This window comes from Verrucosispora sp. FIM060022 (genome assembly GCF_003977705.1).
In the GTDB taxonomy this organism is placed as follows: Bacteria; Actinomycetota; Actinomycetes; order Mycobacteriales; family Micromonosporaceae; genus Micromonospora; species Micromonospora gifhornensis.
Window position 1 is genome coordinate 1 of the sequence record NZ_RQIV01000008.1, and the last position, 26,981, is coordinate 26,981.

The window sequence follows — 26,981 nt, forward strand, 5'->3', positions numbered from 1 at the left end:
ACCCGTTCGCCGCTCGAGTACCCCGAAGGGCCTTTCCGCTCGACTTGCATGTGTTAAGCACGCCGCCAGCGTTCGTCCTGAGCCAGGATCAAACTCTCCAACAAAAACCTGTTGAACAATCCATCCCGACAACAAACAAAATGTTGCCAAAGGAATCCCAACCAGACCAGACCACAAAGGCCCAACCCAGTCCGGGGTATCAAACTACTTGGCACTGGCTTATCAAGCACCCTGTTGAGTTCTCAAAGAACAACCACACACCATCAAGCAACCCACCAGGGCCACCATCCGGGGCATCCGTTCCACTCTCACACCCGCCGCTCTCGCGCCGGGCACTTTTACTACGTTACCCGCTGGTTTCCGCCGTGTCAAATCGACTTGCGCCGGTTTGTCACACTTCCACCCTTTCTCCGGGCACCATGAGCGAATCGGCTGACGCCGTTACGTTCGTGGTTTCCGGCAGGCCAGCCGCTGCGGTTTCCCGCTAGCGCGCCTGGGCCCCTGCCAGCGGCCAACCATACCCGGTCGGCTCCGCTTCACCAAATCCGCCTCGCGGCGACTCTGGGGCACCACCCGGTCCCGTCTCGAAGCGGCTACGCCGCCCGCTCGGGAAGGTTGACCTGCGCTCGGCCTTCAGGTCTTTCGACCTGTTTCGTCCGGTCCGCGCTGGCAGAGAGAAAGTTACGCGCCCGGCGGTTTGATCGTCAAATCCGCCGGACGCGTTGCGCGTCACACTCCGCGACAGCGGCTCATTCGACCGCGGCGGGAACGTCCAGTTCGACACCGGCGAACGACCGCTTGCCCCGACGAAGCACCAGGTAGCGGCCGTGCAGCAGCTCGTCGGCCCCGATCACCGCGTCGGCCTCGGTGACCCGGATGTTGTTGACGTAGGCGCCACCCTCGGCGATCACCCGGCGGGCCTCCTTCATGCTGGGCACCAGGCCGGACTCCTTGAGCAGGGCGGCCGCCTCCGGCAGTGTGTCGAGGCGTACCAGGCCGGCTTCGGTGAGGGCGGCGCGCAGGGTCGCCGCCGACAGGTCCGCCAGGGAGCCTCGACCGAACAGCGCCTGACTGGCCGCCACCACCTGGGCCATCTCCCGCTCGCCGTGCACCAGGGTGGTGAGTTCCTCGGCGAGGGCACGCTGGGCGGCACGGGACGCCGGCCGTTCCGCGGTCTCCTTCTCCAGCGCTTCGAGCTCTTCGCGGGAGCGGAAGCTGAAGTAGCGCAGGTAGCGCCCGACGTCGCGATCGTCGACGTTGATCCAGAACTGGTAGAACGCGTACGGGCTGGTCATCTCGGGGTCGAGCCAGATCGCGCCGCCCTCGGTCTTGCCGAACTTCGACCCGTCGGACTTGGTGACCAGCGGCGTGGTGAAGCCCTGCACCGGGCCGGCGCCCCGGCGACGGACGTAGTCGACGCCGGCGGTGATGTTGCCCCACTGGTCGGAGCCGCCGAACTGGAGTTGGCAGCCGTGCCGGCGGTGCAGTTCGAAGAAGTCGTTGGCCTGGAGCAACTGGTAGCTGAACTCGGTGAAGCTGATGCCGCTCTCCAGCCGGGCCCGGACCACCTCCCGCGCCAGCATCTTGTTCACCGGGAAGTGCTTGCCCACGTCCCGGAGGAACTCGACCACCGACATCTCGCCGGTCCACTCCAGGTTGTTGACCAGCAGGGCTGCGTTGTCACCGGTGTACGACACGAAGGGCGCAAGCTGGTCGCGGATGCGCTGCACCCAGCCGGCGACCACCTCGGGCGGGTTGAGGGTGCGCTCGGCGCTCTCTTTCGGGTCGCCGATCTGACCGGTCGCGCCACCGACCAACAGCAGCGGACGGTGGCCGGCGAGTTGCAGGCGACGGGCCGTGGCGACCTGCATCAGATGGCCGACGTGCAGGCTGGGCGCGGTCGGGTCGAAGCCCACATAGAAGACGGCCGCCGGGCCGTCGAGCAGTGCGCGCAGCTCGTCGGGGTCGGTGGAGTCCTGGATCAGGCCACGCCACCGCAGGTCGTCGGTGAAGGAGTCCCGCCCGGCCGGCGGGAGGTTGCTGTCGGTCACGGTCACCGATTCTCCCCCATCAGCGCCTCTGGGCCCTACCGGGTTAGCAGCGCTGCCACCTCGGTAGGGTGACGTTGCCAAGATCGAGGAGGCCGCCATGGAGATGTCCGAGCTCTCGACCGGGTTCTTCGCCCTGCTCGGCTTGGAGTACGGCGAGGCCAGCGGTGATCGGGTGACGGTCCGTTGGCGGGTACGCCCGGAGCTGCTGCAGCCGTACGGCATCCAGCATGGCGGGGTCTACTGCTCGGTGGTGGAGACCGCGGCCAGCGTGGGTGCCGGCCTCTGGTTGGGTGAGCGCGGACGGGTGGTCGGCGTGTCGAACCAGACGGACTTCCTGCGGCCCGTCGGCGACGGGGAGTTGACCGCGATCGCCACTCCGGTGCACCGGGGGCGCAGTCAGCAGTTGTGGCAGGTGGAGATCACCGACGCCAAGGATCGCCTGGTCGCGCGGGGACAGGTCCGCCTGCAGAACCTCTACCCCGACAGCTGAGCCCGGCCGGATCACCGTGTGATCCGGAAGTCGTTGAGCAACAGACCCAGCCCTATGCCCGTTTCGCGGTAGTTTGCGGCTTGGCGGCGATATTGTCGCGTCGATGACCGAGCCCGCGACGCCGTCGACGTGAAGAAGCTGCTCGCCGCCACGCTCGGCATCCTCTCCGCGGTCGGTGGCTTCGTCGACATCGGCGACCTGGTCGCCGCCGGTCAGGCCGGTGCCCGCTTCGGCATGGCCCACTCCTGGGTGCTGCTGCTCGGAGTCATCGCGATCTGCGCGTACGCCGAGATGGCCGGACGGATCGCGGCGGTGACCGGCCGGGCGGTGTTCGACCTGGTCCGGGAGCGGCTCGGGGCCCGCATGGCGCTTGTCAACCTGATGGCGTCGTATGTGGTCACGGTGATCACCCTGGCCGCCGAACTGGGCGGTGTGGCGCTGGCGTTGCAACTGGCCAGCGGGGTGCCGTACCTGCTCTGGGTGCCGGTCGCCGGGGCGGCGGTGTGGCTGGTGCTGTGGCGGGTGCGCTTCCCGGTGATGGAACGGCTGTTCGGGCTGGCCGGCCTGACGTTGGTGGTCTTCGCCGTGGCGCTGTTCTGGTTGCCGACCGACTGGGCGGCGCTCGGCCGTGGCACGGTGAGCATCGACGACGGCGGGCAGGGGTGGGGGGCGTACTGGTTCGTCGCGGTGGCCCTGTTCGCCTCGACGGTCAGCCCGTACGAGGTGTTCTTCTTCTCCTCCGGCGGGGTGGAGGAGCGGTGGAGCGCCGCCGACCTGGCTGACGCCCGGTTCAGCGTGCTTGTCGGCTTCCCGATCGGCGGGTTCCTGGCGCTGTCGCTGATCGCCACCGCGACCGTGGTGCTGCGACCCGCCGGCCTGACGGTCTCCGACCTCGGCGACGTCGCCCATCCGATCGTGCTGGCCTTCGGCGGGGTCGGCCTGGCGATCGCGGCCCTGGCGTTCTTCGCGGTCACCTTCGGCGCCGCGTTGGAGACCGGGTTGTCGGCCGCGTACGCCGCCGCGCAGTACTTCGGCTGGCAGTGGGGCAAGCGGGTCAGCCCGCGTGAGGCGGCCCGGTTCCACACCGTGTTGCTGGTCAGTGTGCTGCTCGGGGTACTTCTGCTGCTCACCAGGATCGATCCGGTGACGCTCACCGAATACATGTTGATCATCAGCGCGGTGGCGTTGCCACTCACCTACCTGCCGATCCTGGTGGTGGCCAACGACCGCACCTATCTCGGCGACCGGGTCAACGGGCGGTGGCTCAACGCGCTGGGGGCCGTGCTGCTGCTGATCATCGTGGCCGCGGCGATCGCCGCCATTCCAGTGGCTATCGGGACCAGAATGGGGCAGTGAGGATCCAGATCAGCCATGATCTGCTCGACCGCCAACTCGTCGACGTCGACGGCCGGCTGATCGGCAAGGTCGACGACGTGGAGTTCGCCCTGGACGCCCACGGGACGCCGTACCTGCGAACCCTGCTCACCGGGCCGGGCGCGCTCGGGCTGCGGGTCGGTGGCCGCATCGGCCGGATGCTGGCGTTGACCGCGGAACGGTTCGTCTCCGACCGGCCGATGGTGCCGCTGCGCATCCCGTACGGATTCGTCGCACGCATCGACAGCGCGGTGTGGCTGCGGATACGCGCCGAGGACCTGCCCACCTCGCCGGTGGAGTTGTGGCTGCGTCGCCACCTGATCGGCAGGATTCCCGGAGCCGGCCGTGCGGGCGGGTGAGCTGCTCGGCCGCACCGCGTACGACGAGCAGGGCCGGCGGCTGGGTCGGGTAGTGGATCTGGTGGTGCGCGGCACGCCGGGCGGACCGCTGCGGTTGACCGATCTGGTGGTCACCCGGCACTGGTACGGGCGGCTCAGCGGCCGGTTGATCGGGCCGGAACGCCATCCGTCCGGGCCGTGGGCGATCCGCGCCGCCGCCCGGTTGCTCGGCCGCAGCACCGTTCAGGTGCCGGTGCACCGGCTCAGGCTCGATCCGCCGGTGCCAGGTCTGCCCGAGGATCCCCCGACCCGGTGACGGCAGCGGACTCCGGTGCCTCCTGCGCCTCCGGCTCGGTCGCGTCCGGTGCGGTCGACTCCGCGTCGGCTGCCGATTCGGCTCGGCACAGCCGTACGCCGGTGATGGCACGTTCGTCGACCTGGGTGATCTCCAGCCGCCAACCGTCGACGGTGAGGTGCTCGCCGGAGGTGGGGATCCGCCCGAGGGCGGCGAGCACCAGGCCGGCGACCGTGGTGTAGTCGCCGGCCGGGCGGGCCGGCAGCTCCACGCCGATGTCCGGCAGGTCGTGCACCGGGAAGGTGCCGGGCAACGCCAACGCGCCGTCGGCGTCGGTACGCACCTCGCGGACGTCCCGGTCGGTCTCGTCGTAGATCTCCCCGACGATCTCCTCGAGAATGTCCTCCAGGGTGACGATGCCGTCGACGGCGCCGCGTTCGTCCACGACCAGCGCCATGTGCTGGCGTTCCGCCTTGAACTGGCGCAGCGCGTCAACCACCGACACCGAGTCCGGCAACAGCATCGGTGGTCGTACGCACTCGTCGACGGGCTGGTCGTCGCGGACGCCGACCAGGTCCCGCAGGTGGATGACGCCGACCGTGTCGTCGAGGCCGCCGTGGCGGACCACCGGTGCGCGGGAGTGCCCGGAGGCGGCCAGCACCAGCCGGGCCGCCTCGGCGGTGGTGCCGGTGTCCAGGCAGAAGACGCTCAGCCGGGGCACCAGCACGGCGCGCAGCTTGCGGTCGGCGATCTCCACGGCACCGGCGATGATGGTCTGCTGCTCCTTGGTGAAGCCGTGGTGGCCGGCGACGATGTCCCGTAGTTCGTCGGGGCTGATCTCGTCGCGTTCCGGCTCCGGGTTCAGCCCCGCCATCCGGACCACCAGGTCGCTGGTGGCGCCCAGCAGCCACACCGCCGGGCGGGTGAGCGTGGCGAGCAGGTCCAGCGGACGGGCGACGAGCAGTGCCCAGCGCTCGGGGATCTGCATCGCGATCCGTTTGGGGGCGAGTTCCCCGAAGACCAGGGTGACGAAGGTCAGCACCAGGGTGACCAGCACGATGGCGACCGGTTCGGCGGCTCGACCGAGCACGTCCAGCAACGGGGTCAGGGGCCGGGCCAGTGACACGGCCGCCGCCGCCGAGGCGAGGAAGCCGGCCAGGGTGATGCCGATCTGGATGGTGGCCAGGAACCGGTTGGGGTCGCGGGCCAGGCGGGCCAGCACCTGCCCGGCTCGGCTGCTGCGGGCCAGCCGTTGGATCTGGCTGTCGCGCAGCGACACCAGAGCCAGCTCACTACCGGCGAAGATCGCGTTGATGACGATCAGGACCGCGACCAGGGCCAGCTGACTCCAGTAGCTCTGCACGCCCGGCTCCCTCGTTGGACCGCGCCCGGTGGCGCCGCCGGTGGAAGTCCCACCGGCGTAGCGGTGCCTATGCCCATTGGCTGCGACGGTGAATCATCGTCATCATCCGGGCAGGTCGAGCACGTACGACTGGCCGTGCGGACGGAATCCGATGCGCTGGTAGTAGGGGGCGCGCATGCCCGGCGGGCTGATCACCCGACGGAATCCCCGGTCGGTGAACAGGCTGCTGCGTCGGTAGACGAACTCGCCCGGGGTGAAGTCCCGGAAGGCCGGGGTGACGTAGTCCAGGTCGACCTGGGCCACGCCGTCTCCGGCGTCGTGGGCGAGCACCACGCCGACGACCTCGTCGGCGCGTACCACCAGGAAGGCCGAACGGCCGGTCACCCGATCGGGGTGGAAGCCCGGGTTGAACCGGGCGATGTCGGCGGCGTGCACCCGCAGCGTGTGCGCCAGGAACGCGTCGTCGGCGCCCACCTCGACCACCTGGTAGGTCTGCTCGTCGTGCCGGGTGGCGAGCAGCCGCCGCAGATACCAGATGTTGATCACTGCCAGGACGATGTTGAGCCCCACCATGGGCCACACCCGCAGTGCGCCGTTGTAGCCGATGAGCACCAGGCAGCCGATCAGGTTGACCGCCCGTAGCCGCAGGATGCGCGTCTGCAGCAGCGACCAGACCAGCAGCGCGGAGCCGGCCCAGCCGACGAGTTCCAGCCAGTTCACTCCGCGAGGGTAGTGCCGCCCAGCCCGGGCCGCCGCCTGGCGGGGGTCGGGCCGATCAACCCGGCGGGGGGGTCAGGCCGGCAACTCCAGCAGGTACTCGTCGATCTCCTCGCCCCGACCGGGGGCGTACGCCCGTTCGGTGGACCGGACAACGAACCCGCAGCGGCGCAGCACGGTCAGCGAGCCGATGTTGTCGGTCGCGGTGCGCGCGTACAACGGGCGGCGGGTCACCTCGCGCAGCAGGGCGGCCAGCGCGCGGGTGGCGTACCCGCGACCCCACCGGGCCGGGTCGATCCAGTAGCTGACCTCGGTGCGGCCCTCGGCGGGAAAGGCCAGCACGTGCCCGACCACCGCGTCGTCGACGGTCACGGTCCAGGCGAGATTCTGCGGGTCGGTCAGGATGCGCATCCAGTGCGCGGCGAACGCCCGCGTGTCGGCCGGGTCGGCGGCGCCGAAGGCAGCCATCCGGCTGGCCTCGGGGTCGAGTTGGTGGGCGTAGAACTCCGGCAGGTCGTCCTCGGCGACGGCACGCAGCCGTAAGTCGTCGCTCATCGCCGACGACGATACGCCGCGCGACGGCAGGGCCGTTGGTCCCGTGCCGAGCGGGCCGTCGACTCTGCCGGACACCGGCGGTGGCACGCCACGCTGGTGGTGCAGGGCAGCCGTCGGGGCACGGCCTCGGGGCAGGGGTGCAGCGGTGAGGGGTACGAGGGCGTGGGCAGGGGTGCATCGTGAGCACTGACATCGTCACCCGGCCGGTAGCCGTCAACGGACTCAGTTCCGCCGAGGCCGCCGAACGGCTGCGCCTGGACGGGCCGAACGCCGCCGAGGCGCCACCCCGCCGGCACCTGACCGTCCGCGTCCTGCGGCAGCTCACCGACCCGCTGGTCGCCCTGCTGCTGGCCGCCGCCGTGGTCACCACGGTGCTGCGGGACTACCCCGACACGGCGGTGATCCTGCTCGTCGTCGCGGTGAACACCCTCATCGGCGTGGTGCAGGAGGTACGCGCCGAGCGGGCGATCGCCGCGCTCGACCAGTTGGCCGCACCGACCGCCCGGGTGGTGCGCGACGGCCGGGACCTGGTGCTGCCCGCCGCCGACCTGGTCCGGGGCGACCTGGTGCGCGTCGAAGCCGGCGACGTGGTCCCCGCCGACCTGCTGCTCGACGAGGCCAGCCGGCTGCGCCTGGACGAGTCGGCGCTCACCGGCGAGTCGCTGCCGGTGGCCCGCGACGTCGGCGAGGAGGCCAGCGCCGGCACCGTGGTCACCGTGGGCCGGGCCACCGGCACGGTGGTACGCACCGGCGCGGCGAGCGCGCTGGGCCGGATCGCCACCCTGGCGGCCACCACCCGACCGGGTCCCACCCCGCTGCAGCGGCGTCTCTCAGCGCTCGGCCGGGTCCTCGGCCTGGTCGCCGTACTGCTGTCCGGGCTGGTCTTCGTCGTCGGTGTGCTCGGCGGGCGGCCGCTGGTGGACATGGCCGTCACCGCGGTGAGCCTGGTGGTGGCCGCGGTCCCGGAGTCGCTGCCCGCGGTGGTCACCCTCGCGCTCGCGCTCGGCGCACGGCGCATGGCGCAGGCCCGGGCCATCCCCCGCCGGCTGCACGCGGTGGAGACCCTCGGTTCGGTCACCGTGATCGCCTCGGACAAGACCGGCACCCTCACCGAGGGACGGATGGCCGTGCAGCACGCCCGCACCGCCGACGGCGCCGGCTTCGACATCACCGGCACCGGGTACGCCCCGCACGGCGCGATCCACCGCGACGGCCAGCGGATCGCGGTCACCGACGAGCTGCGTCAGCTGGCCCGGGCCGGGCTGCTGTGCAACGACGCGACGCTGACCCCGCCGGACGACAAGCGGCCCGACTGGGGTGCCGTCGGTGACCCCCTGGAAGGGGCCCTGCTGGCCTTCGCGGCCCGGTGCGGCCTCGACCCGCAGGCCACCCGCCGCGCATGGCCGCGCGTCGCCGAGCACCCCTTCGACCAGGAACTGCGCCGGATGACCACGGTGCACCGCTGCTGCGACAACAGGTATCTGGTGGTCTGCAAGGGTGCGCCGGAGAGCGTGCTGGCCGCGCCGCTTGTCGACGCCGACGCCGAGGAACTGGCCGAGCTGGCCGCCGCGGCACAGGAGATGGCGGGCGCGGGCCTGCGGGTGCTCGCCCTGGCGGCGGCGCTTGTGGACACCCCGCCGGTCGACCCCGCCCACCCGGTCGGGCTGCGAGCGGTGGGCCTGGTCGGTGTCGGCGATCCGCTGCGCGCCGGTGCGCCGGAGATCGCCGGCAGCTTCACCGAGGCCGGGGTGCGGCTGGTGCTGGTCACCGGCGACCATCCGGCGACCGCGGCGGCCATCGCCGGTCAGCTCGGTGTCTGGGACACCGGCGACCCGGTGGTACGCGGCGACGACGGTGACCCCGCCGAAGCCGACCCGGCGGCGCGGGTGTTCGCCCGTACCCGCCCGGAGCAGAAGCTCGACATCATTGCCGCGATGCAGGCCCGCGGGCATGTGGTGGCGATGACCGGCGACGGGGTCAACGACGCGCCGGCGCTGCGCCGCGCCGACATCGGTGTGGCCATGGGCGGCGGCACCGAGGTGGCCCGGCAGGCGGCCGACCTGGTGCTTGTCGACGACGACCTGTCGACCGTGGCGACCGCCATCGGCGAGGGGCGGCGGATCTACGACAACATCCGGCGGTTCCTGCGCTACGCCCTCTCCGGCGGGGTGGCCGAGATCGTGGTGATGCTGCTGGGTCCGCTGTTCGGGCTGGCCGTGCCGCTGCTGCCGGCGCAGATCCTCTGGATCAACCTGCTCACCCACGGGCTGCCGGGTGTCGCCCTGGGCGCGGAACCGGCGGAACCGGGGACGCTGCGCCGGGTGCCGCGCTCGCCGCAGGAGTCCGTGCTCGGGGCGGGCCTGGGCCGGCACATCCTCATCGCCGGCGCGTTGATCTCTGCGGTGACTCTCGGCGCGGGTGTGCTGGCCGCCCACTGGGACCGGCCCTGGCAGTCGGTGGTCTTCGTGGTGCTGGGTCTGGCCCAGCTCGGGGTGGCGTTGGCGGTCCGCGCACCGCGCCCGCCCGACGGGCGGCGGGGCAACCCGGCGCTGCCGCTGGCGGTGGCGATCTCCGCGTTGTTGCAGGTCGCCGGGGTGCTGGTGGCACCACTGCGGGACCTGCTCGGCACCGAAGCGCTGGGTGCGGTGGAACTGCTCGCCTGCGCCGCGGTGAGCGTCCTGCCCGGCCTGCTGCTCCGGCTGACGATGATGATTCGTCGCCGGAAGGCGGGGTCGGTGAACCTGACCTCCCCTGATGGGTCAGGCTGGTAGTGAGCCGAAGGAGGACTCGATGAGCAGCAACAACGCCCCCGTCGTGGTGGGTGTGGACGGTTCCGAGACTGCCCTGCACGCGGTGCGGGCCGCCGCCCGGGAGGCCGCGTACCGGCAGCGACCGCTGCGGGTCGTGCACGCGTTCATCTGGCCGTTGATGCGGGTGCCGCTGGGTCCCGCGCCGGGCGCGCCGGCCGACGCCGGCCTGCGCAACCAGGCCGAGCAGTTCGTGGCCGAGGCGGTGGCCGAAGCCACCAAGGTCGCCCCGGAGGTGTCGGTCACCGGCGCGGTGGTGCACGGCGCGGCACCGGCGGTCATGCTCGCCGAGGCCGACAACGCCGCGCTGCTGGTGCTCGGCAGCCGGGGCCTGGGCGGCTTCGCCGGGCTGCTGCTCGGCTCGGTGGCCGTGCAGCTCAGCGCCCGGGCCGCCTGCCCGGTGCTGGTGGTCCGGGGTGAGCAGCGCGCGGACGGGCCGGTGGTGGTCGGCGTCGACGGCTCCCCCGCCTCCGATGAGGCGATCGGTTTCGCGTTCGAGGAGGCCGCCCGGCGCGACACCGAACTGGTGGCCGTGCACTCCTGGCTCTACCCGGCGCCGGCCGGTCCGGGCGACATCCTGCCGCTGGTCTACGACCTGGACGCCTTCCGGGAGCAGGAGGAGAAGGTCCTCGCCGACGCCGTGGCCAGGTGGTCGCCGCGGTACCCGAAGGTGCCGGTGCGGCAACTGCTGGTCCGTGGCTCCCCCGCCCGGGCACTGGTGGAGCAGTCCCGCGACGCCCAGTTGGTGGTCGTCGGTGCGCGGGGACGCGGGGCGCTGGCCGGGCTGCTGCTCGGCTCGGTCAGCCACGCGGTCCTGCACCACGCGGACACTGCGGTGGTGGTGGTCCGCGAGCCGCGTACCGTCGACGGTTCGTGATCCGGTGGGGTCGCGCCGCTCCCCCGGCGCCACCTCACCACGGGTGGCGGGCCCATCGGCCCGCCCGGCCGCCGGTGGACCGGCCCCGCATCAGGTGTGTCGGGGGCCGGTCTACCGGCCGGCGACGTTCGACAATGGCGTGACGACGTCTGGAGGCATCATGAACCGACCTGTCGTGGTGGGGGTGGACGGCTCACCGCCGAGCCTGGTCGCCGCGGAGCACGCGGCCCAGGAGGCGGTGTGGCGGTCCCGTCCGCTGCACCTGGTGCACGGCTACCTGCATCCGCTCGGCTACGGGGTGCCGATCAACCCGTACGAGATGGGTCTGCCGGCGCCCTCGGAGGACGGTCGGAAGATGCTCGAACAGACCGCCGCCGAACTTGTCGACCGGTGGCCGTCGCTCACCGTCGAGGTGCGGCAGGTGGCCGGTGGACCCGGCGCGACCCTGGTCGAGGAGTCACGTCGGGCCGAGTTGGTCGTGGTGGGCAGCCGGGGCCTGGGCGGCTTCGCCGGCCTGCTGCTCGGCTCGGTCGGCACCCAGGTCGCCGCGCACGGACACTGCCCGGTGCTGGTGGTGCGGCCCCCGGACCGGCCGCTGCCGACCGACGGGCCGGTGCTGGTGGGGGTGGACGGCTCCGAGTCGGCGGAACTCGCCGTCGGCCACGCCGCCGAGGAGGCCGTCCGACGCGGTGGCACGCTGCTGCTGGTGCACGTCTCCGGTGAACGGGACGTCGACGGCGAACACCTGCTGGCCACTGCCGCCGCGGCCACCCGGGGCAGCCACCCCGGCCTGACCGTCGAGGAGCGGGTGATCACCGGCCGCAAGCCCGACGAGGCGCTGATCGAGGCCTCCGAACAGGCGGCGCTGGTGGTGGTCGGGTCCCGGGGCCGGGGCGGTTTCGCCGGCCTGCTACTCGGCTCGGTCAGCCAGGCGCTGGTGCACCACTCCCGCTGCCCGGTGCTCGTCGCCCACCCGCACGCTGCCGAGCACGCCATCTGACATCTCGTCGCCCCGCACCACACCGGGTGGTGCGGGGCGACGCCGTACACCTTGCGCGCCGGGTCAGGTGTCCCCGCCGCGCAGCAACTGTTCGAAGTCGGTGGTCAACGCGAACGGGTCGACCGGACCGGACGACGGGGCGCTGCGGTGCACCTGCCCGGCCAGTTCGGCGGCGGCCCGCGCGATCCGGGTCCGCAACGCGCCCTGCGCGGTACCGCCCGACCAGTCCTCGGGGGCGGCGAAGACGGCGGTCGGCAGCACCACCGCCCGCAGGTAGGTGAACATCGGCCGGATCGCGTGGTCCAGGGCCAGCGAATGCCGGGCGGTGCCGCCGGTGGCGCCGATCAGCACCGGCCGGCCACCGACGGCGTCGGCGTCGACCAGGTCGAAGAACGACTTGAACAGCCCGCTGTACGAGGCGTTGAAGATCGGTGTCACGGCGATCAGCCCGTCCGCGCCGGTGACCTGGTCCAGCACCTGCCGCAGCGGCTCCGACGGGAAGCCGGTGAGCAGGTGGTTGACGATGTCGTGGGCGTGCTCGCGCAGCTCGATCGGGTGCAGCGTGACCTGTTCGCCGTGGCCGACCAGCTCGTCGCGGGTGGCGGCGGCGAGCTGGTCGGCGAGCAGCCGGGTGGACGACGGCTGGCTGAGCCCGGCCGAGACCACGGCGAGGGTACGCACGGTCACCGTCCGGCCTCCGCGCCGGCGCTCTGGTCGGTGGCGGCCTGCTCGGCGGCGGCGCGCAGCGAGGCGTGCGTGGGCGCCAGCGGCACGTGCGCCGGACGCAGCGACTCGAACTCCTTGCGCAGCACCGGTACGACCTCCTCGCCGAGCAGGTCGAGCTGCTCCAGCACCGTCTTCAGCGGCAGTCCGGCGTGGTCCATGAGGAACAGCTGCCGCTGGTAGTCGCCGACGTAGTCACGGAACCCGAGGGTCCGGTCGATGACCTGCTGCGGGCTGCCCACGGTCAGCGGGGTCTGCGCGGTGAACTCCTCCAACGACGGACCGTGCCCGTAGACCGGGGCGTTGTCGAAGTAGGGGCGGAACTCGCGTACCGCGTCCTGGGAGTTACGCCGCATGAACACCTGGCCGCCGAGGCCGACGATGGCCTGGTCGGCGGAGCCGTGCCCGTAGTGCGCGAAACGCTGCCGGTACAGGCCCACCATCCGCTTGGTGTGCTCGGCCGGCCAGAAGATGTGGTTGGCGAAGAAACCGTCCCCGTAGTAGGCGGCCTGCTCGGCGATCTCCGGGCTGCGGATCGAGCCGTGCCACACGAACGGCGGCACCCCGTCGAGCGGACGCGGCGTCGAGGTGAACGACTGCAACGGGGTACGGAACTTGCCCCGCCAGTCGACAACGTCCTCACGCCAGAGCCGGCGCAGCAGGTCGTAGTTCTCGATCGCGAGGGGGATGCCGTTACGGATGTCCTGCCCGAACCAGGGGTACACCGGGCCGGTGTTGCCGCGACCCATCATCAGGTCGACCCGACCGTCGGCCAGGTGCTGCAACATCGCGTAGTCCTCGGCGATCTTCACCGGGTCGTTGGTGGTGATCAGCGTGGTCGCGGTGGACAGCAGCAGCCGCTCGGTACGGGCGGCGATGTATCCCAGCATGGTGGTGGGCGACGAGGGCACGAACGGCGGGTTGTGGTGTTCGCCGGTGGCGAAGACGTCGAGGCCGACCTCCTCGGCCTTGAGCGCGATGGTGACCATCGCCTTGATGCGCTCACGCTCGGTCGGCTCCCGCCCGTTGGTCGGGTCGACGGTGACGTCACCGACGGTGAAGACTCCGAACTGCATGATGCGCTCCTCGTGTCGTCCGACCGGGGACAGGTGTCCCCGGTGCCCCCGACAACATATTTGACGAGTCAACTATTCCGCGAGTCGGGCTGCCCTCGTCTCCCCCGGCAGGCCGCTTCCAACCGGTTGCGCGGAGGATCGTCGACCTGCATTCAGAGCGGATGGGAGCGGCTACGACTTCGGGCTGGGGCCGAAGCGGTTCGGACCGGGCGTCCCGTTCTGAAGGGCGAACACCAGCAGCACGATCCACCCGACGATCGGGATCAAGGCCAGCAGGAGCCACCAGCCGGTGCGGTCGATGTCGTGCAGCCGTCGGACGGCGACTGCCAGTGACGGCAGCAGTACCGCCAGATTGACGAGCAGGGAAACCGGCCCGCCCGACCCCTCGAAGTCGACACCCAACGCGCTGTCGAGGACCGAAGCCACAATCCCGACCAGGAGAAGGAACAGGGAGAACCACCAGTACTCGGAGCGACGGGCCCGCCCTCGGAACGTGGCGTACTGGGAGAAAGCGGAACGAATGGCATCGGGGAACGACACGACAAGCTCCATTCATCAAGAGCGATGCTGATGCCAGCAGGGTAGGTCGTCGTGTCACGCAGCAGTGGCCCATGACCGGCCACGAGAGCGTCAGCGGATCGACGCCGGACGCCGCCGTGGGACATGGCGGCGGTAAGGGCTGACGGTCGGGTCGCCGGTGATCCAGAAGCGCCAGGGCACGTCGTGGGCGGCGGCCACACCGACACGCGGGCCGGCGGAGACGGCCGACGGCGCGACCGGCCGGGTCGGCGGAGTCAGCAGCAGCGGCCCGGTCCCGTCCAGCATGCTGGTGCCGTTGGCCGCCGCCGTCACCCCCAGCGCCATCACCAGCCGGGCCGGCCCACGGGCCAGGTCCCGGTCGGGCACCCCGCCGCGCCGCTCGCGGGCCAGACCCCGCCCCTCGACCACCTCGCCCGCGCGCAGCAACACCGCCGCCGCCTCCCCCTCCGCGCCGCAGACGAGATTCAAACACCAGTGCATACCGAAGACGAAGTACGTATAGGCGTAGCCCGCCGGACCGAACATGACAGTCGTACGGGGCGTCGGCCCACGATGGGCGTGCGAGGCCGGATCCTCGCCAGTGCCCGCGTACGCCTCGACCTCGGTCAACCTGATCCGCACACCGTTGGCCGTCACCTCCCAGCCGAGCAGCGACCGCGCGGTCTTCGCGATGTCGGCGGCGGGGGCGCTCAGCCAGGGATGGTCCACCCGTCCAGGTAACCCGGTCCCGCCCTGACCGGCAACCACGCCCCCACGCTCGGTGCGGGTGCCTCCGGTCGAAGTGCGGACCCTGCCGCAGTTGACCAGGGGTTTCGCTCCTACATGACGGGTAATCGCGGGTACCGGCGCTGCCGGCGGTGAACAGGTCTCGGAGTGAGGGAGCGTGCGCATGTCCGATCAGCAGCCCACCATCATTCTCGTGCACGGAGCGTTCGCCGAGTCGGCAAGCTGGAACGGTGTGATCGACCGGCTGGGTGCCGGTTACAACGTGGTCGCGCTCGCCAACCCACTGCGGAGCCTTCCCGGTGACGCCGCGTACCTGCAGGACGTGATGCGGTGGGTGGATGGCCCGGTCGTGCTCGTCGGGCATTCGTACGGCGGCATGGTGACCACGCAGGCGGCGGCCGACAACCCGTCGGTGCGCGCCCTCGTCTACGTCAACTCGTTCGCGCCGGAAACCGGCGAGTCGGCGCTGTCGTTGTCCGGGCAATTCCCCGGCAGCACCCTCGCCGGCACGCTTGTCCAGTATCCGGTGTCGACCGGCGGCAACGAGGTGGCGATCGCCCAGGACGCCTACCACAAGCAGTTCGCCGCAGACGCGCCCGCCGACGTCGCCTCACTGATGGCCCGGACCCAGCGGCCGGCCACCGAGCAGGCCCTCAACGACGCGCTCGTCGGCGACCCCGCCTGGCGGTCGCTGCCCAGCTGGTTCGTGTTCGGCGACGCCGACATGAACATTCCGGTCGCCGCGCACCGGTTCATGGCGGAACGGGCCAACCCGCGGGGCCAGCGCGAGATCGAGGGCGGATCGCATGCGATGGCGGTGGCCCGACCGGGTGAGGTCGCGGAGACCATCATCGAGGCGGTCCGGGGCTCCAGCTGATCTGGCGGGGTGACGCAGCGGGGCCGTCCATCAACGAGGTGTTGACAACACTTCGTTGAAGTGCTGGAGTTGGCGCATGGCCGACTCCAGCACCACGTCCGAGGATCGGGCGCACCGCAGCTATGCCGCACTGCAACGACTCACCGAACGGCACGCCGCCAGCGAACAGCAGCGGCGGCGGCACACCAACCCGTACGCTGCCGACCCGTACGAGGCGATCGCCGTGCTCCTGGCGCTGGCTGCCGGGGCAGCCCAGCCGGAACCGGGCGAGGAGCCGGTGGACGAGGCGGATCTGCTCGCCGCGCTGACCCTTTTCCCGCACCTGCGCGCGGAGATCGACACCATGGAGGCGGGCCTGTTCCACCTCGCCCGCAGCCGAGGCCTCACCTGGCAGGCCATCGGCCAGGGCCTCGGCCTCGGCAGCGCCCAGGCTGCCAAGCAACGCTACGACCGCCTCACCGCCCGCACCCCGCCACCCCAACCCGCCCCCTGAACCAACCACGACCGCCCCTCGTCGATACGTCGGCAGCAGGTTCGGGGAAGATGCGGTCTCGATGGACCGGGAGGCAGCATCTTCCCCGAAGTTGCAGGCACCGCACGTGGGAGCGGAGGGCTCAGCGGGGGACGACGGTTTCGGCGGCCCACTCGCGCCAGGTGGCGAGGTGGTCGGCGGCGGCGGCGAGTTGGTCGGCGACCGGGCCGGGGCCGGTGGAGCCGGGGGTGATCCGGGCGGCCAGGGCCGAGCGGACCGACAGCACGTCGCGTACGGACGGGTCGAGGTGTTCGCTGACGGTGGCCAGGTCGTCGTCGGAGACCTCATCGAGGGCGCAGTCCCGGGCGGCGCACAGCGCCACCAGCTTGCCGGTGATCTCGTGGGCGTCGCGGAACGGCACGCCCTTGCGGACCAGCCAGTCGGCCACCTCGGTGGCCAGCGAGAAGCCCACTGGTGCGGCGGCGACCAGGCGGTCGACGCGTACCGTCATGGTGGAGATCATCCCGGCGAGGGCCGGCAGCAGCAGTTCCAGGGTGTCGACCGCGTCGAAGGCCGGCTCCTTGTCCTCCTGCATGTCCCGGTCGTAGGTCATCGGCAGGCCCTTGAGCATGGTCAGTACGGCGACCAGCCCACCGACGAGCCGGCCGGACTTGCCCCGGGCCAGCTCGGCGATGTCCGCGTTCTTCTTCTGCGGCATGATCGACGAGCCGGTGGCGAAGGCGTCGTCCAGTTCGACCCAGCCGAACTCCTGCGACGTCCAGAGCACCACTTCCTCACCGAGGCGGGACAGGTGCACGCCGATCATCGCGGTGATGAAGAGGAACTCGGCGACGAAGTCCCGGTCGGCGACCGCGTCCATCGAGTTGGCGAAGGACGTGCGGAAGCCCAGCTCCTTGGAGACCGCCACCGGGTCCAGCGGCAGGCCCGAACCGGCCAACGCGCCGGCACCGAGCGGGCTGACCGCGGCGCGGTGGTCCCAGTCGCGCAGCCGCTCCAGGTCCCGCAGCAGCGGCTGGACGTGCGCCAGCAGCCAGTGGCCGAAGGTGACCGGCTGGGCGTGCTGCAGGTGGGTCATGCCCGGCGCGGCGGTGTCGACGTGCCGCTCGGCCTGCTCGACAAGCGCCTCGGCCAGCTCGACCAGCCGCGAGGCCACGCCCCGGGCATGGTCACGCAGGTAGAGCCGCAGGTCGGTGGCGACCTGGTCGTTGCGGGACCGCCCGGCGCGCAGCTTGCCGCCGAGGCTGCCGAGACGCTCCAGCAGACCGCGTTCCAGCGCGGTGTGCACGTCCTCGTCGTCGACGGTCGGCCGGAAGGCACCCGAGGCGCAGGCGGCTTCCAGGTCGTCCAGGGCGGCGAGGATGCGGCCCAGTTCCTCCGGGTCGAGCAGCCCGGCACCGGCCAGCACCCGGGCGTGGGCCCGGGAACCGGCAATGTCGTACGGGGCCAGTCGCCAGTCGAACTGGACGCTCACCGACAACCGGGCGAGCGCCTCCGACGGGCCGCCGGCGAACCGGCCACCCCACAGGCTCGTCCGGTTGGCTGCGGTGCTGTTCTCGGTCAGGGTCTTGTCGTCCACCCCGTCCATTCTGGTGGTCACGATGGCACCTCATCCAACCGGGCGTACCGAGCGTTCATGGTGTGACACTCCCGTCGACGTTCTCGTCGCGGCGGGCCCAGCCGGCGAGCCGTTCGCCGAGCGCGGCGCCGCCGTCGCTCTCGCGGGCCACGACGAGGATGGTGTCGTCGCCGGCGATGGTGCCGACGACCTCCGGCAGACCAGCCCGGTCCAACGCGCTGGCCAGGTACTGGGCGGCCCCCGGTGGGGTACGCAGCACGGCGATGTTGCCGCTGGAGTCGACCTCGTTGAGCAACTCGCGCAGCAGCCGTACCAGCCGGGCCGGGGCCGCCTCCGCGTCGCGCAACGGGCGGTGCCCGTCCTCCGGGATCACGTACACGGCGCGTCCGTCGCCGCCGCGGGCGGTGACGGCGCCGAGTTCCTTCAGATCCCGGGAGAGGGTGGCCTGGGTGACCTGGACGCCCTCGTCGCCGAGCAGTTCGGCGAGTTCGGTCTGCGACCGGATCGCCTTGTCACGGATCAGCTCGACGATGCGGGCGTGCCGGGCGGCACGGGTCAGCGGTGTCGTCATGGGCTCCTACCCTGCCAGGAGGAAGGCCAGCAGCGCCTTCTGGGCGTGCAACCGGTTCTCCGCCTGGTCGAACACCGCGCTCTGCGGGCCGTCGAGCACCTCGTCGGTGATCTCCTCGCCGCGGTGCGCGGGCAGGCAGTGCAGCACGATCGCCTCCGGCGCCGCGTGCCCGAGCAGCGTCTTGTTGACCTGGTAGGGCAGGAACGGGGTGATCCGGTCCAGGCCGTCGCTCTCCTGCCCCATCGAGGTCCAGGTGTCGGTGGCGATCACGTCGGCGTCGCGGACGGCGGCCACCGGGTCGGTGAACACCTGCGCCGACCCGCCGGTGTCGGCGGCGATCTCCTCGGCACGGGCCACCACCTCGGCGGCGGGCTGGAAGCCGTCCGGTCCGGCGATCCGCACGTGCATGCCGGCGGTCACCCCGGCCAGCAGGTACGAGTGGGCCATGTTGTTCGCCGCGTCGCCGACGTAGGTCAGCGTCCGCCCGACGGTGCCGCCGCACCACTCCCGCACCGTGAGCAGGTCGGCCAGCAGTTGGCAGGGGTGGAAGCCGTCGGTCAGCGCGTTGACCACCGGCACGGACGCACCGGCGGCCACCTCGGCGATCCGGTCGTCGCCGTGGGTGCGCAGCACGATCGCGGCCACGTACCGCGACAGCACCCGGCCGGCGTCGCTGAGGGCCTCACCCCGACCGAAGTGCGTGACCTGGGTGTCCACCACCAGGGGGTGGCCGCCGAGTTCGGCGATACCGACGTCGAAGGAGATCCGGGTACGCAGGCTCTGCTTGTCGAACAGCACGGCCACCGCCCGGGGCCCGGCCAGCGGGGTGTGCGCGAAACGGTCGGCCTTCATCCGGGCCGCCAGGTCGAGCACGGCGGACTGCTCGGCCGGGGTGAGGTCGTCGTCGCGCAGGAAGTGCCGGGTCATGCGGGGGCCTCCGTCGGGGTCGGATCCACGTCGGTCGGCGTGGTGTGTACGGCGATCGGTCCGCGCGGGTGCTGGTCGGTGGCGCCCGGGGCCACCGACGCGGCGGCGGTCAGCGCGGTGGGCAGGGCGGCCAGGAAGGCGTCGACCTGCGCGGCGGTGAGGATCAGCGGCGGGGCGAGCCGGAGCACGTCCGGCTGCACCGGGTTGACCAGGAAACCGGCCGTACGCAGCGCCTCGGCGGCGGCAGGGGCCACCGGCGCGGTCAGCGTCACGCCGAGCAGCAACCCGGCGCCCCGGACCCCGGCGACCAGTGGGTGCCCGAGCGCGTCGATGCCCCGGCGGATCCGTTCACCGACCCGCTTGACGTGGTCGAGCAGCCCTTCGTGGGCGATGGTGGAGATCACCGCGAGGGCGGCGGCGCAGCTGACCGGGTTACCGCCGAAGGTGGTGCCGTGCGAGCCGGGGACCAGCAGGTCGGCGGCCGGGCCGAAGGCGAGGGTGGCGCCGATGGGCAGCCCACCGCCGAGCCCCTTGGCCAGGGTCACCACGTCCGGTTCGACGCCCTCGGCCTGGTGGGCGAACCAGTGCCCGGTACGCCCGATGCCGGTCTGCACCTCGTCGAGCACCAGCAGCGCGCCGTGCCGGGCGGTGATCCGCCGGGCGGCGGCGAGGTAGCCGGCGGGTGGGACGACGACGCCGTTCTCGCCCTGGATCGGTTCCAGGATCACCATGGCGGTGGCGTCGGTGACGGCCACCTCCAGTGCGGCCACGTCGCCGTACGGGACGTGGGTGACCTCGCCGGGCAGCGGGCGGAACGGGTCGGCCTTGGCGGGCTGGCCGGTCAGGGCCAGGGCTCCCATGGTGCGCCCGTGGAAACCACCCACGGTGGCCACCACGTGGGTGCGGCCGGTGCGCCGGGACAGTTTGAACGCCGCCTCGTTGGCCTCCGCGCCGGAGTTGGCGAAGAAGACCCGGCCGGGCCGGCCGGCGAGGGCCAGCAGCAACTCGGCCAGGGCCACCGGAGGCTCGGAGATGAACAGGTTCGACACGTGCCCGAGGGTGGCGACCTGCTTGGACACGGCGGCCACCACTGCCGGGTGGGCCTGCCCGAGGGAGTTGACGGCGATGCCGCCGAGCAGGTCGACGTACTCCCGGCCGGTCTCGTCGACCACGACGGCGCCGGAGCCGGAGACGAGGGCCAGCGGTGGGGTGCCGTAGTTGTCCATCATGGACTGACGCCACCGGTCGCTGAGGGCGGTCATGACGCCACCGAGCCTTCCTGGTTCGCGGGGCCGGCAACCTCGCTGGGCGCGCTCACGACCATGGTTCCGAAACCTTCCGAGGTGAATACTTCCAGCAGCGTGGAGTGGGCCACCCGGCCGTCCACCACGTGCGCGGCCGGCACGCCGCCGCTGACCGCCCGCAGGCAGGCCTCCATCTTGGGCACCATGCCCGACTCCAGCGACGGCAGCAGCTTCGCCAGCTCGTCGGTGGTGATCTCGCTGATCAGGCTGGAGGTGTCCGGCCAGTTGGCGTAGAGGCCGGGTACGTCGGTGAGCACGACCAGCTTGCGGGCCTGCAACGCGATCGCGAGCGCGGCGGCGGCGGTGTCGGCGTTGAGGTTGTGCAGCACCCCGTCGGCGTCCGGCGCCACGGTGGAGATCACCGGGATGCGGCCGGCCGCGATCAGGTCCGTCACCGCGGAGGCGTTCACCGACTCGACGTCGCCGACCTGCCCGACGTCGACCGGCTCCCCGTCGACGTACGCGGGGCGGCGTACCGCGGTGAACAGGCCGGCGTCCTCACCGGAGAGCCCGACCGCGAGCGGGCCGTGGGAGTTGATCAGCCCGACCAGTTCCCGCCCGACCTGGCCGACAAGCACCATCCGGACCACGTCCATCGCCTCGGGCGTGGTCACCCGCAGGCCGCCCCGGAACTCGCTGTCGATGCCGAGGCGCCCGAGCATCGCCGAGATCTGCGGGCCGCCGCCGTGCACCACGACCGGCTTGAGACCGACGTGGCGCAGGAACACCATGTCGGCGGCGAAGGCCCGCTGCAACTCCGGGTCGATCATGGCGTTGCCGCCGTACTTGACCACGACGGTGGCGCCGGAGAACCGCTCCAGCCAGGGCAGCGCCTCGATCAGGGTGGCCGCTTTGGCCTGGGCGCGGGTCAGGTCCGAGTTCAGGTTCATGCTCATGTGGAGTAGGCCGAGTTCTCGTGCACGTACGCGTGGGACAGGTCGTTGGTCCACACCGTCGCCTCGGTGACGCCGGCGTGCAGGTCGATGCGGATGGTGACGTCCCGGCCGGTCAGGTCGACCTTCGAGCGGTCCTCGGCGGCGGCACCGCCCCGGCAGACCCAGATCCCGTTGACGGCCACGTCGACGGCGTCCGGCTCGAACTCGGCGGCGGTGGTGCCGACGGCGGCGAGGATCCGACCCCAGTTCGGGTCGTTGCCGAACAGCGCGGTCTTCACCAGGTTGTTGCGGGCCACCGACCGGCCCACCTCAACCGCGTCGTCCTCGTCGGCCGCACCGACGACCTCGATGGCGATCTGCTTGGTGGCGCCCTCGGCGTCGGCGATCAACTGTTGGGCCAGGTCGTGGCAGGCGGCGGTGACCGCCGCGGCCAACTCCGCAGCGCTCGGCGTGACCCCGGAGGCGCCGCTGGCCAGCAGCAAAACGGTGTCGTTTGTGGACATGCAGCCGTCGGAGTCGATCCGGTCGAAGGTGACCCGGGTGGCGGCGCGCAACGCGGCGTCGAGCGTCTGCGGGTCGGCGACCGCGTCGGTGGTCAGCACGCAGAGCATGGTGGCCATCGCCGGGGCGAGCATGCCGGCGCCCTTGGCCATGCCGCCGACGGTCCAGCCGGCACCGGAGATCACCGTGGTCTTCGGCCGGGTGTCCGTGGTCATGATCGCCTCGGCGGCGGCGTCCCCGCCGTCGACCGTCAGACCGCCGATGGCGGCGCTGACCCCCGGCAGGAGCTTGTCCATCGGCAGCCGCTCGCCGATCAGGCCGGTCGAGCAGATCGCCACCTCACCCGCGCCGATCGGCTGGTCGGGGTGCTGCGCGGTCAGTGCGGCGGCGGCGTGCTCGGCGGTGGCGTGGGTGTCCTGGAAGCCGGCCGGGCCGGTGCAGGCGTTCGCTCCGCCGGAGTTGAGCACCACCGCCCGGACCAGCCCGCCGTGCAGCACCTGCTCGCTCCATGCCACCGGTGCGGCCTTGACCCGGTTGCTGGTGAAGACACCGGCGACCCCGATGTCCGGGCCGTCGTTGACGACCACCGCGACATCCGGTGCGCCGCTGCTCTTGAGGCCGGCCGCGACCCCGGCCGCCCGGAACCCGGCAGGTGTGGTGACGGTCATGGCGTGACTCCCAACGGGGACAGGCCCGTGGTCTCGGGCAGGCCGAACATCAGGTTGGCGTTCTGCACCGCCTGACCGGCGGCGCCCTTGCCGAGGTTGTCCAGCGCAGCGACCACGATCAGTCGGCCGGAGTCGACGTCGACGGTGGCCTGCAGGTGGCAGGAGTTGCTGCCCAGGGTGGCGGCGGTGTGCGGCCAGCGGCCCTCGGGCAGCAGGTGCACGAAGGGGCTGTCCGCGTACGCCTGGGCCAGCACGGCCCGGGGGTCCGCCGAGCCGGTCGGCCGGGCGGTCACGGTGGCCAGGATGCCGCGTGGCATCGGCGCGAGCACCGGGGTGAAAGACAGGCCGGTCGCGCCGGTGGCCTGCTTGATCTCCGGTACGTGCTGGTGGGCGCCGACCTTGTAGGGCGACAGGTCGCCCATCACCTCGCTGGCCAGCAGGTGGGTCTTGGCGGCCCGGCCGGCCCCGGAGGTGCCGGAGGCGGCGACGACCACCACGTCGGCGGGGTCGGCGACACCGGCGGCGATCAGCGGCGCGAGCGCCAGGGTGATCGTCGCGGCGTAGCAGCCGGTGTTGGCGACCCGGGTGGCGGCGGCGATCCGCTCGGCCTGCCCGGGCAGTTCCGGCAGGCCGTAGGTCCACGCGCCGGCGTGCGGGCCGCCGTAGTAGCGGGCCCAGGCGTCACCGTCGGTGAGGCGGTGGTCCGCGCCGAGGTCCACCACCCGGACGCCGGTGGGCAGCTGCGCGGCGAGGGCGGCCGACTGGCCGTGCGGCAGCGCGAGGAAGACCAGGTCGGCCTCGGCGAGCGTCTCCGGTACGGTCTCGGCGAAGGTGTGGTCCAGCCCGACCAGCTGCGGGTGCACGCTGTCGACGCGCTGCCCCGCCTGACTGTGCGCGGTGGCGGTGACCAGGTCGAACTCAGGATGCCCGGCGAGCAGGCGGAGCAACTCACCGCCCGCGTAGCCACTCGCACCGGCGACCGCGACCCGGATTCCCATGCCTACCTCCGTATGACTATGCAGGGAGGTTAGCAGCAGCGAGACTGGCGCTGCAAGTTCATGCAGTCGACCGTATGAGAATACTTGCTGTGTTAAGAAGGGGCCCCTGCTCTACCGGAGGCGTTAACAGGGGGCCCTTCCTTGCACCTACAGCCGGCCGGCGTGCACGGCGTCGGTGACCCAGGGGATGACCTCGTCGAGCATCGTGTCGAGCGAGGTCGTGGCGGTGAAGCCGAGCACCTCGGCGGCCTTGGTCGTGTCCGGCACCCGCTTGCGGACGTCGTAGCGGAACGGTTCGTCGCTGACGTACCGGAACGGCACCTCCGCACCCTTGATCTTGTGCCAGATCAACTCGGCCAACTCCAGCACCGTGGTCGACCGGGCAGTGGAGAGGTTGAAGTCCTCGTTGTGGGCCGCCGGATGCTCGATCGCCGTCGCGATGCCCCGGGCTAGGTCACCACCGTAGGTGTAGTGCCGCACCTGATCGCCCTCGCCCAGGATGTGCAGCGGATCCTGCCCCTTGACGATCTTCTGCACCAGGTCGGGCACCACGTGCGACATCGCCAGCTTCACGTTGCCGGAGAGCACCTCGGCCTGACCCAGCGCCCGCCCCTCCCCCACACCCACACAGTTGAACGGCCGCACGATCGTGTACGGCAACTGGTACTGCTCCCAGGCAGCGCGGGCGTAGTACTCCACCGCCAACTTCTGGAAGCCGTACGACGACAGGGGTGGCGGGATGCGCCGCTCGTCGCCCTCCCGGCTCGGCCAGTGCTCCGTCGACTCGTACACCATCGAGGAGGAGAGGTAGGTGACCTTGCGCAGCGTGCCCTCGCGGTGCGCCCGCAGCGCCGCGTCGCAGGTCGCCGCCATGATCCGCTCGTTGGTGGCGAGCAGGTCATAGGCGTACGCGTGGAAGTAGGAGATCCCGCCGATCATCGCCGCCCCGGCGACCAGGTGGTCACAACCGTCCAGCAGCTCGGTCAGCAGGTCGGTGTCGCGGGCGTCGCCCTCGACGAACCGGAACCGCGGATGGGTGTCGTAGCTGTGGCTGACCGGGCCGTACTTGGAGAAGTTGTCCACCCCGACGACCTCGTGGCCCCGGTCCAACAGCTCCGCGACCAGGTAGCCGCCGATGAAGCCGGCCGAACCAGTTACCAGGACCTTCGCCACGTGCGCTCCTATGCGGTCTTCTCGTACTCGGTGGACTCGACGCTCTGCACCGCCGCCGGTCGGGTCCGGGCGGCCAGCTTCTCCCGGCTCAGCCGTCGACCGTAGGCGAACAGATACCAGCGCAGGTACCCGGGGAGGAACCGGCCCAGGTCGAAGTGGGACTCCCCGAGCGGCCGATCCAGCCAGATCGTCGGGATCTCGGCCACCGGCAGCCGCAACCGGGTCGCCTTGGCGGTCAACTCCAGCCCGATCTCGAAACCGGTCCGCGACTCGATGCCCACCTCCCGGACGAAGGCCGTGTCGTACGCCTTGAAGCTGTTGGTCGCGTCCCGGGTGCCCACCCGCGCCAGGGTGTAGAGGCTGCGCCCCGCCCAACGGGACATCAACCGCTTCAGCCTCGGCCCACCCACCTGCTGACCGCCGGGCATGTACCGGGAAGCGGCGGCGACCACCACGCCCCGGTCCACCAGCCGGGCCAACTCGTCGATCTGCCGAGGATCGTCACAGCCGTCGGCCATCGTCACCACCACGACCGGGGCCCGCGCCACGTCGATGCCGAACCGGATCGCGTTGGCCGGCCCCCGCCCGTACGTGTTGAGCACCGCCCGCACCCGCGGGTCGGTACGGGCCGCCTGCACGACGTACGGAACCGTGGTGTCCTCCGGCATGTCGTGCACGATGAGCACCTCGGCCGGCAGCAGCATCTCCCGCAGCATCCGCTCCAGACAGCGCACGATCGCCGCGCCCTCGTTGTAGACCGGCACGATCACCGAGACCCGGGGGATCACACCCGCACCCCCTGCCCGGTCAGACCCCACATGTCGATCACCGGTTTGTCGGTGTCCAGGCGGGCGTACTGCTCGTGCGGGGCGGCGATGACCAGCAGATCGGCCCGGCGCAGCACCTCGTCCAGGTCGACGAAACGCTCGTCGATGACGTACGGGTCGGTGCAGAGCGTCTCCCGGGTCTTCAACGCCAGGATCTTGCGCAGCTTGTACGCCAGACTCTCCCGGGGATCGTCGCTGCCACCCTTGAACGCCATGCCGAGGATGCCCACCGTCGAGCTGGCCAGGTCGAACCGGTCCTCCAGCCGCGAGACCAGGTACAACGGCAGACCCTCATTGATCAGCATCGCCGAATGGCCGAGCACGAAGTTGTTCCGGTTGAACGCGGCCAACTGCATGGTGTCCTTGAACAGGCACGGCCCGGCCGCGAACCCGGGCATCGGCAGGTCGGCGGCGCGGGGGTACTCGTACGCCACGGCGTGCCGGATCCGGGCGAAGTCGAGCCCGAAGTCGTTGGCCATCATCCAGAACTGGTTGGCGGTGGCGAACTTGATGTACCGCCAGGTGTTGGTGAACAGCTTCGCCAGCTCCGCCTCCTCCGGCGTCAGCGTGACGATCCGGTCGGTCAGGTGCCGGAACAGCTTCTCCGCCCGGGCCAGCGACTGCGGGGTACGCGCCGCCACGATCTGCGGCAGCGTGAACAGCTCGGTCATCGCGTGCCCCTCGGCGATGCGCTCCGGGCAGAAGGCGACATCCGCCTGCACTCCCCGGCCGACCAGCAACTTCTCGGTCAACGCGGTCACTCCGGGGTAGACGGTGCTGCGCAGCACCACCAACTGCCCGTCGCGCAGATGCTCCGCACAGCGTTCCAACGCCCGCGGCACGGCCCCCAGGTCCGGGTTCAGATGCTCGTCGACCGGGGTGCCGACCACCACCACCAGATGCTCGGAGGTGCCGACAGCGGCCGGGTCGGTGGTGGCCCGCAGCCGCCCGGCGGCCACCGCCTCCGCGAGGGGCTCGGCCGCCCCGGCCTCGGCGAACGGCAGGGTCGCCGAGTTGACCGTGGCGACGGCGTCGGCGTTGATGTCGTACAGCACGACGGAGAGCCCGCGGGCGGCGAACGCGATGCCCAGTGGCAGGCCCACCCGGCCGCAACCACCGACTATGCAGACGTCGACCGAGGCGGGTGGCTCATCGGGCATGAGGGGGCTCCCGTGGGGGTGGCGGGTGTGATCCCAGGGTCATCGGGGTCACAGCAGGCTAACCCCTCAGAGGTGACT

The 26,981-nt window shown here is 71.5% G+C and carries 27 protein-coding genes and 1 rRNA gene; 9 read left to right on the forward strand and 19 right to left on the reverse strand.

All coding sequences use genetic code 11. The features are described from left to right. Positions 1-104, reverse strand: a 16S ribosomal RNA gene (locus tag EG812_RS20565); the annotation flags it as partial. A 645-nt stretch (positions 105-749) separates the two neighbouring features. Next, on the reverse strand, positions 750-2,051 hold the full coding sequence (tyrS, locus tag EG812_RS20570) for a tyrosine--tRNA ligase (RefSeq protein ID WP_126712611.1): 1,302 nt from the start codon (positions 2,049-2,051) through the stop codon (positions 750-752). A 97-nt stretch (positions 2,052-2,148) separates the two neighbouring features. On the opposite strand from tyrS, the gene EG812_RS20575 reads away from it, so the two are divergent. From EG812_RS20575 to EG812_RS20590, 4 genes are all read left to right on the forward strand, one after another. Next, positions 2,149-2,541 carry a PaaI family thioesterase gene (locus EG812_RS20575; protein ID WP_013732843.1) on the forward strand — a complete coding sequence of 131 codons (393 nt, stop codon included), beginning with the start codon at positions 2,149-2,151 and terminating at the stop codon, positions 2,539-2,541. 129 nt (positions 2,542-2,670) lie between these two features. Then, entirely contained in the window at positions 2,671-3,897 is a 1,227-nt protein-coding gene (locus tag EG812_RS20580) for an NRAMP family divalent metal transporter (protein WP_013732842.1), read from the forward strand. Then, entirely contained in the window at positions 3,894-4,274 is a 381-nt protein-coding gene (locus EG812_RS20585; RefSeq protein ID WP_126712503.1) for a hypothetical protein, read from the forward strand. The genes EG812_RS20580 and EG812_RS20585 overlap by 4 nt, the downstream gene beginning before the upstream one ends. Beyond that, positions 4,261-4,569, forward strand: a complete 309-nt coding sequence (locus EG812_RS20590; protein WP_013732840.1) for a PRC-barrel domain-containing protein — start codon at positions 4,261-4,263, stop codon at positions 4,567-4,569. The genes EG812_RS20585 and EG812_RS20590 overlap by 14 nt, the downstream gene beginning before the upstream one ends. Here the strand turns inward: EG812_RS20590 and EG812_RS20595 are convergent. From EG812_RS20595 to EG812_RS20605, 3 genes are all read right to left on the reverse strand, one after another. Further along, positions 4,517-5,911: a hemolysin family protein gene (locus EG812_RS20595; RefSeq protein WP_126712504.1), complete on the reverse strand. Its 1,395-nt coding sequence runs from the start codon at positions 5,909-5,911 to the stop codon at positions 4,517-4,519. The genes EG812_RS20590 and EG812_RS20595 overlap by 53 nt on opposite strands. A gap of 102 nt (positions 5,912-6,013) precedes the next feature. Beyond that, the gene (locus tag EG812_RS20600) at positions 6,014-6,631 is read right to left on the reverse strand and encodes a hypothetical protein (protein ID WP_126712505.1); all 618 of its coding nucleotides are present in this window, start codon (positions 6,629-6,631) and stop codon (positions 6,014-6,016) included. A 72-nt stretch (positions 6,632-6,703) separates the two neighbouring features. Beyond that, positions 6,704-7,183, reverse strand: coding sequence for a GNAT family N-acetyltransferase (locus tag EG812_RS20605; protein WP_126712506.1), 480 nt, complete (start codon positions 7,181-7,183; stop codon positions 6,704-6,706). Between the two features lie 179 nt (positions 7,184-7,362). Here EG812_RS20605 and EG812_RS20610 point away from each other — a divergent pair, with 179 nt between their 5' ends. The 3 genes from EG812_RS20610 (at position 7,363) to EG812_RS20620 (ending at position 11,867) form a co-directional block, all read left to right on the forward strand. Next, positions 7,363-9,954 (forward strand): cation-translocating P-type ATPase, encoded by a 2,592-nt coding sequence (locus EG812_RS20610; protein ID WP_126712507.1) that lies wholly within the window; start codon positions 7,363-7,365, stop codon positions 9,952-9,954. 19 nt (positions 9,955-9,973) lie between these two features. Further along, a complete protein-coding gene (locus tag EG812_RS20615) occupies positions 9,974-10,867 on the forward strand; it encodes a universal stress protein (protein WP_126712508.1) in 894 nt (297 codons plus the stop codon). Between the two features lie 160 nt (positions 10,868-11,027). Then, positions 11,028-11,867: a universal stress protein gene (locus EG812_RS20620; protein WP_126712509.1), complete on the forward strand. Its 840-nt coding sequence runs from the start codon at positions 11,028-11,030 to the stop codon at positions 11,865-11,867. Positions 11,868-11,930: 63 nt separating this feature from the next. On the opposite strand, the gene EG812_RS20625 is transcribed toward EG812_RS20620, so the two are convergent. The 4 genes from EG812_RS20625 to EG812_RS20640 all read right to left on the reverse strand — a co-directional run bounded on the left by EG812_RS20625 (position 11,931) and on the right by EG812_RS20640 (position 14,914). Then, positions 11,931-12,554 (reverse strand): FMN reductase, encoded by a 624-nt coding sequence (locus EG812_RS20625; RefSeq protein WP_126712510.1) that lies wholly within the window; start codon positions 12,552-12,554, stop codon positions 11,931-11,933. Continuing rightward, on the reverse strand, positions 12,551-13,666 hold the full coding sequence (locus tag EG812_RS20630; RefSeq protein ID WP_013732832.1) for an LLM class flavin-dependent oxidoreductase: 1,116 nt from the start codon (positions 13,664-13,666) through the stop codon (positions 12,551-12,553). Before EG812_RS20630 ends, EG812_RS20625 begins: the two co-directional genes overlap by 4 nt. A gap of 171 nt (positions 13,667-13,837) precedes the next feature. Further along, positions 13,838-14,206, reverse strand: a complete 369-nt coding sequence (locus EG812_RS20635; protein ID WP_126712511.1) for a DUF805 domain-containing protein — start codon at positions 14,204-14,206, stop codon at positions 13,838-13,840. A 90-nt stretch (positions 14,207-14,296) separates the two neighbouring features. Continuing rightward, complete coding sequence (locus EG812_RS20640) at positions 14,297-14,914, reverse strand: DNA-3-methyladenine glycosylase (protein ID WP_126712512.1); 618 nt, start codon at positions 14,912-14,914, stop codon at positions 14,297-14,299. A gap of 181 nt (positions 14,915-15,095) precedes the next feature. Between EG812_RS20640 and EG812_RS20645 the strand changes: the two genes are divergently transcribed. Both EG812_RS20645 and EG812_RS20650 read left to right on the forward strand, forming a co-directional pair. Continuing rightward, entirely contained in the window at positions 15,096-15,809 is a 714-nt protein-coding gene (locus EG812_RS20645) for an alpha/beta fold hydrolase (RefSeq protein WP_126712513.1), read from the forward strand. A gap of 76 nt (positions 15,810-15,885) precedes the next feature. Further along, positions 15,886-16,302, forward strand: a complete 417-nt coding sequence (locus EG812_RS20650) for a DNA-binding protein (protein ID WP_126712514.1) — start codon at positions 15,886-15,888, stop codon at positions 16,300-16,302. Positions 16,303-16,423: 121 nt separating this feature from the next. Here the strand turns inward: EG812_RS20650 and argH are convergent, their stop codons facing one another. The 10 genes from argH to EG812_RS20700 all read right to left on the reverse strand — a co-directional run bounded on the left by argH (position 16,424) and on the right by EG812_RS20700 (position 26,903). Continuing rightward, positions 16,424-17,887 carry an argininosuccinate lyase gene (gene argH / locus EG812_RS20655; protein ID WP_126712612.1) on the reverse strand — a complete coding sequence of 488 codons (1,464 nt, stop codon included), beginning with the start codon at positions 17,885-17,887 and terminating at the stop codon, positions 16,424-16,426. 46 nt (positions 17,888-17,933) lie between these two features. Next, the gene (locus EG812_RS20660; protein WP_013732826.1) at positions 17,934-18,449 is read right to left on the reverse strand and encodes an arginine repressor; all 516 of its coding nucleotides are present in this window, start codon (positions 18,447-18,449) and stop codon (positions 17,934-17,936) included. A gap of 6 nt (positions 18,450-18,455) precedes the next feature. Further along, positions 18,456-19,376, reverse strand: coding sequence for an ornithine carbamoyltransferase (argF, locus tag EG812_RS20665; RefSeq protein WP_126712515.1), 921 nt, complete (start codon positions 19,374-19,376; stop codon positions 18,456-18,458). Further along, on the reverse strand, positions 19,373-20,638 hold the full coding sequence (locus EG812_RS20670) for an acetylornithine transaminase (RefSeq protein WP_126712516.1): 1,266 nt from the start codon (positions 20,636-20,638) through the stop codon (positions 19,373-19,375). The genes argF and EG812_RS20670 overlap by 4 nt, the downstream gene beginning before the upstream one ends. After that, a complete protein-coding gene (gene argB, locus EG812_RS20675; protein WP_126712613.1) occupies positions 20,635-21,570 on the reverse strand; it encodes an acetylglutamate kinase in 936 nt (311 codons plus the stop codon). Before argB ends, EG812_RS20670 begins: the two co-directional genes overlap by 4 nt. Positions 21,571-21,572: 2 nt before the next feature. Beyond that, entirely contained in the window at positions 21,573-22,745 is a 1,173-nt protein-coding gene (gene argJ / locus EG812_RS20680; RefSeq protein WP_126712517.1) for a bifunctional glutamate N-acetyltransferase/amino-acid acetyltransferase ArgJ, read from the reverse strand. Beyond that, complete coding sequence (argC, locus tag EG812_RS20685) at positions 22,742-23,743, reverse strand: N-acetyl-gamma-glutamyl-phosphate reductase (RefSeq protein WP_126712518.1); 1,002 nt, start codon at positions 23,741-23,743, stop codon at positions 22,742-22,744. The genes argJ and argC overlap by 4 nt, the downstream gene beginning before the upstream one ends. Positions 23,744-23,890: 147 nt before the next feature. After that, positions 23,891-24,916 (reverse strand): NAD-dependent epimerase/dehydratase family protein, encoded by a 1,026-nt coding sequence (locus tag EG812_RS20690; protein WP_126712519.1) that lies wholly within the window; start codon positions 24,914-24,916, stop codon positions 23,891-23,893. 8 nt (positions 24,917-24,924) lie between these two features. Beyond that, positions 24,925-25,704, reverse strand: a complete 780-nt coding sequence (locus tag EG812_RS20695) for a glycosyltransferase family 2 protein (RefSeq protein WP_013732819.1) — start codon at positions 25,702-25,704, stop codon at positions 24,925-24,927. After that, positions 25,701-26,903, reverse strand: a complete 1,203-nt coding sequence (locus tag EG812_RS20700; protein WP_126712520.1) for a nucleotide sugar dehydrogenase — start codon at positions 26,901-26,903, stop codon at positions 25,701-25,703. Before EG812_RS20700 ends, EG812_RS20695 begins: the two co-directional genes overlap by 4 nt. Between the last annotated feature and the right edge of the window lie 78 nt (positions 26,904-26,981).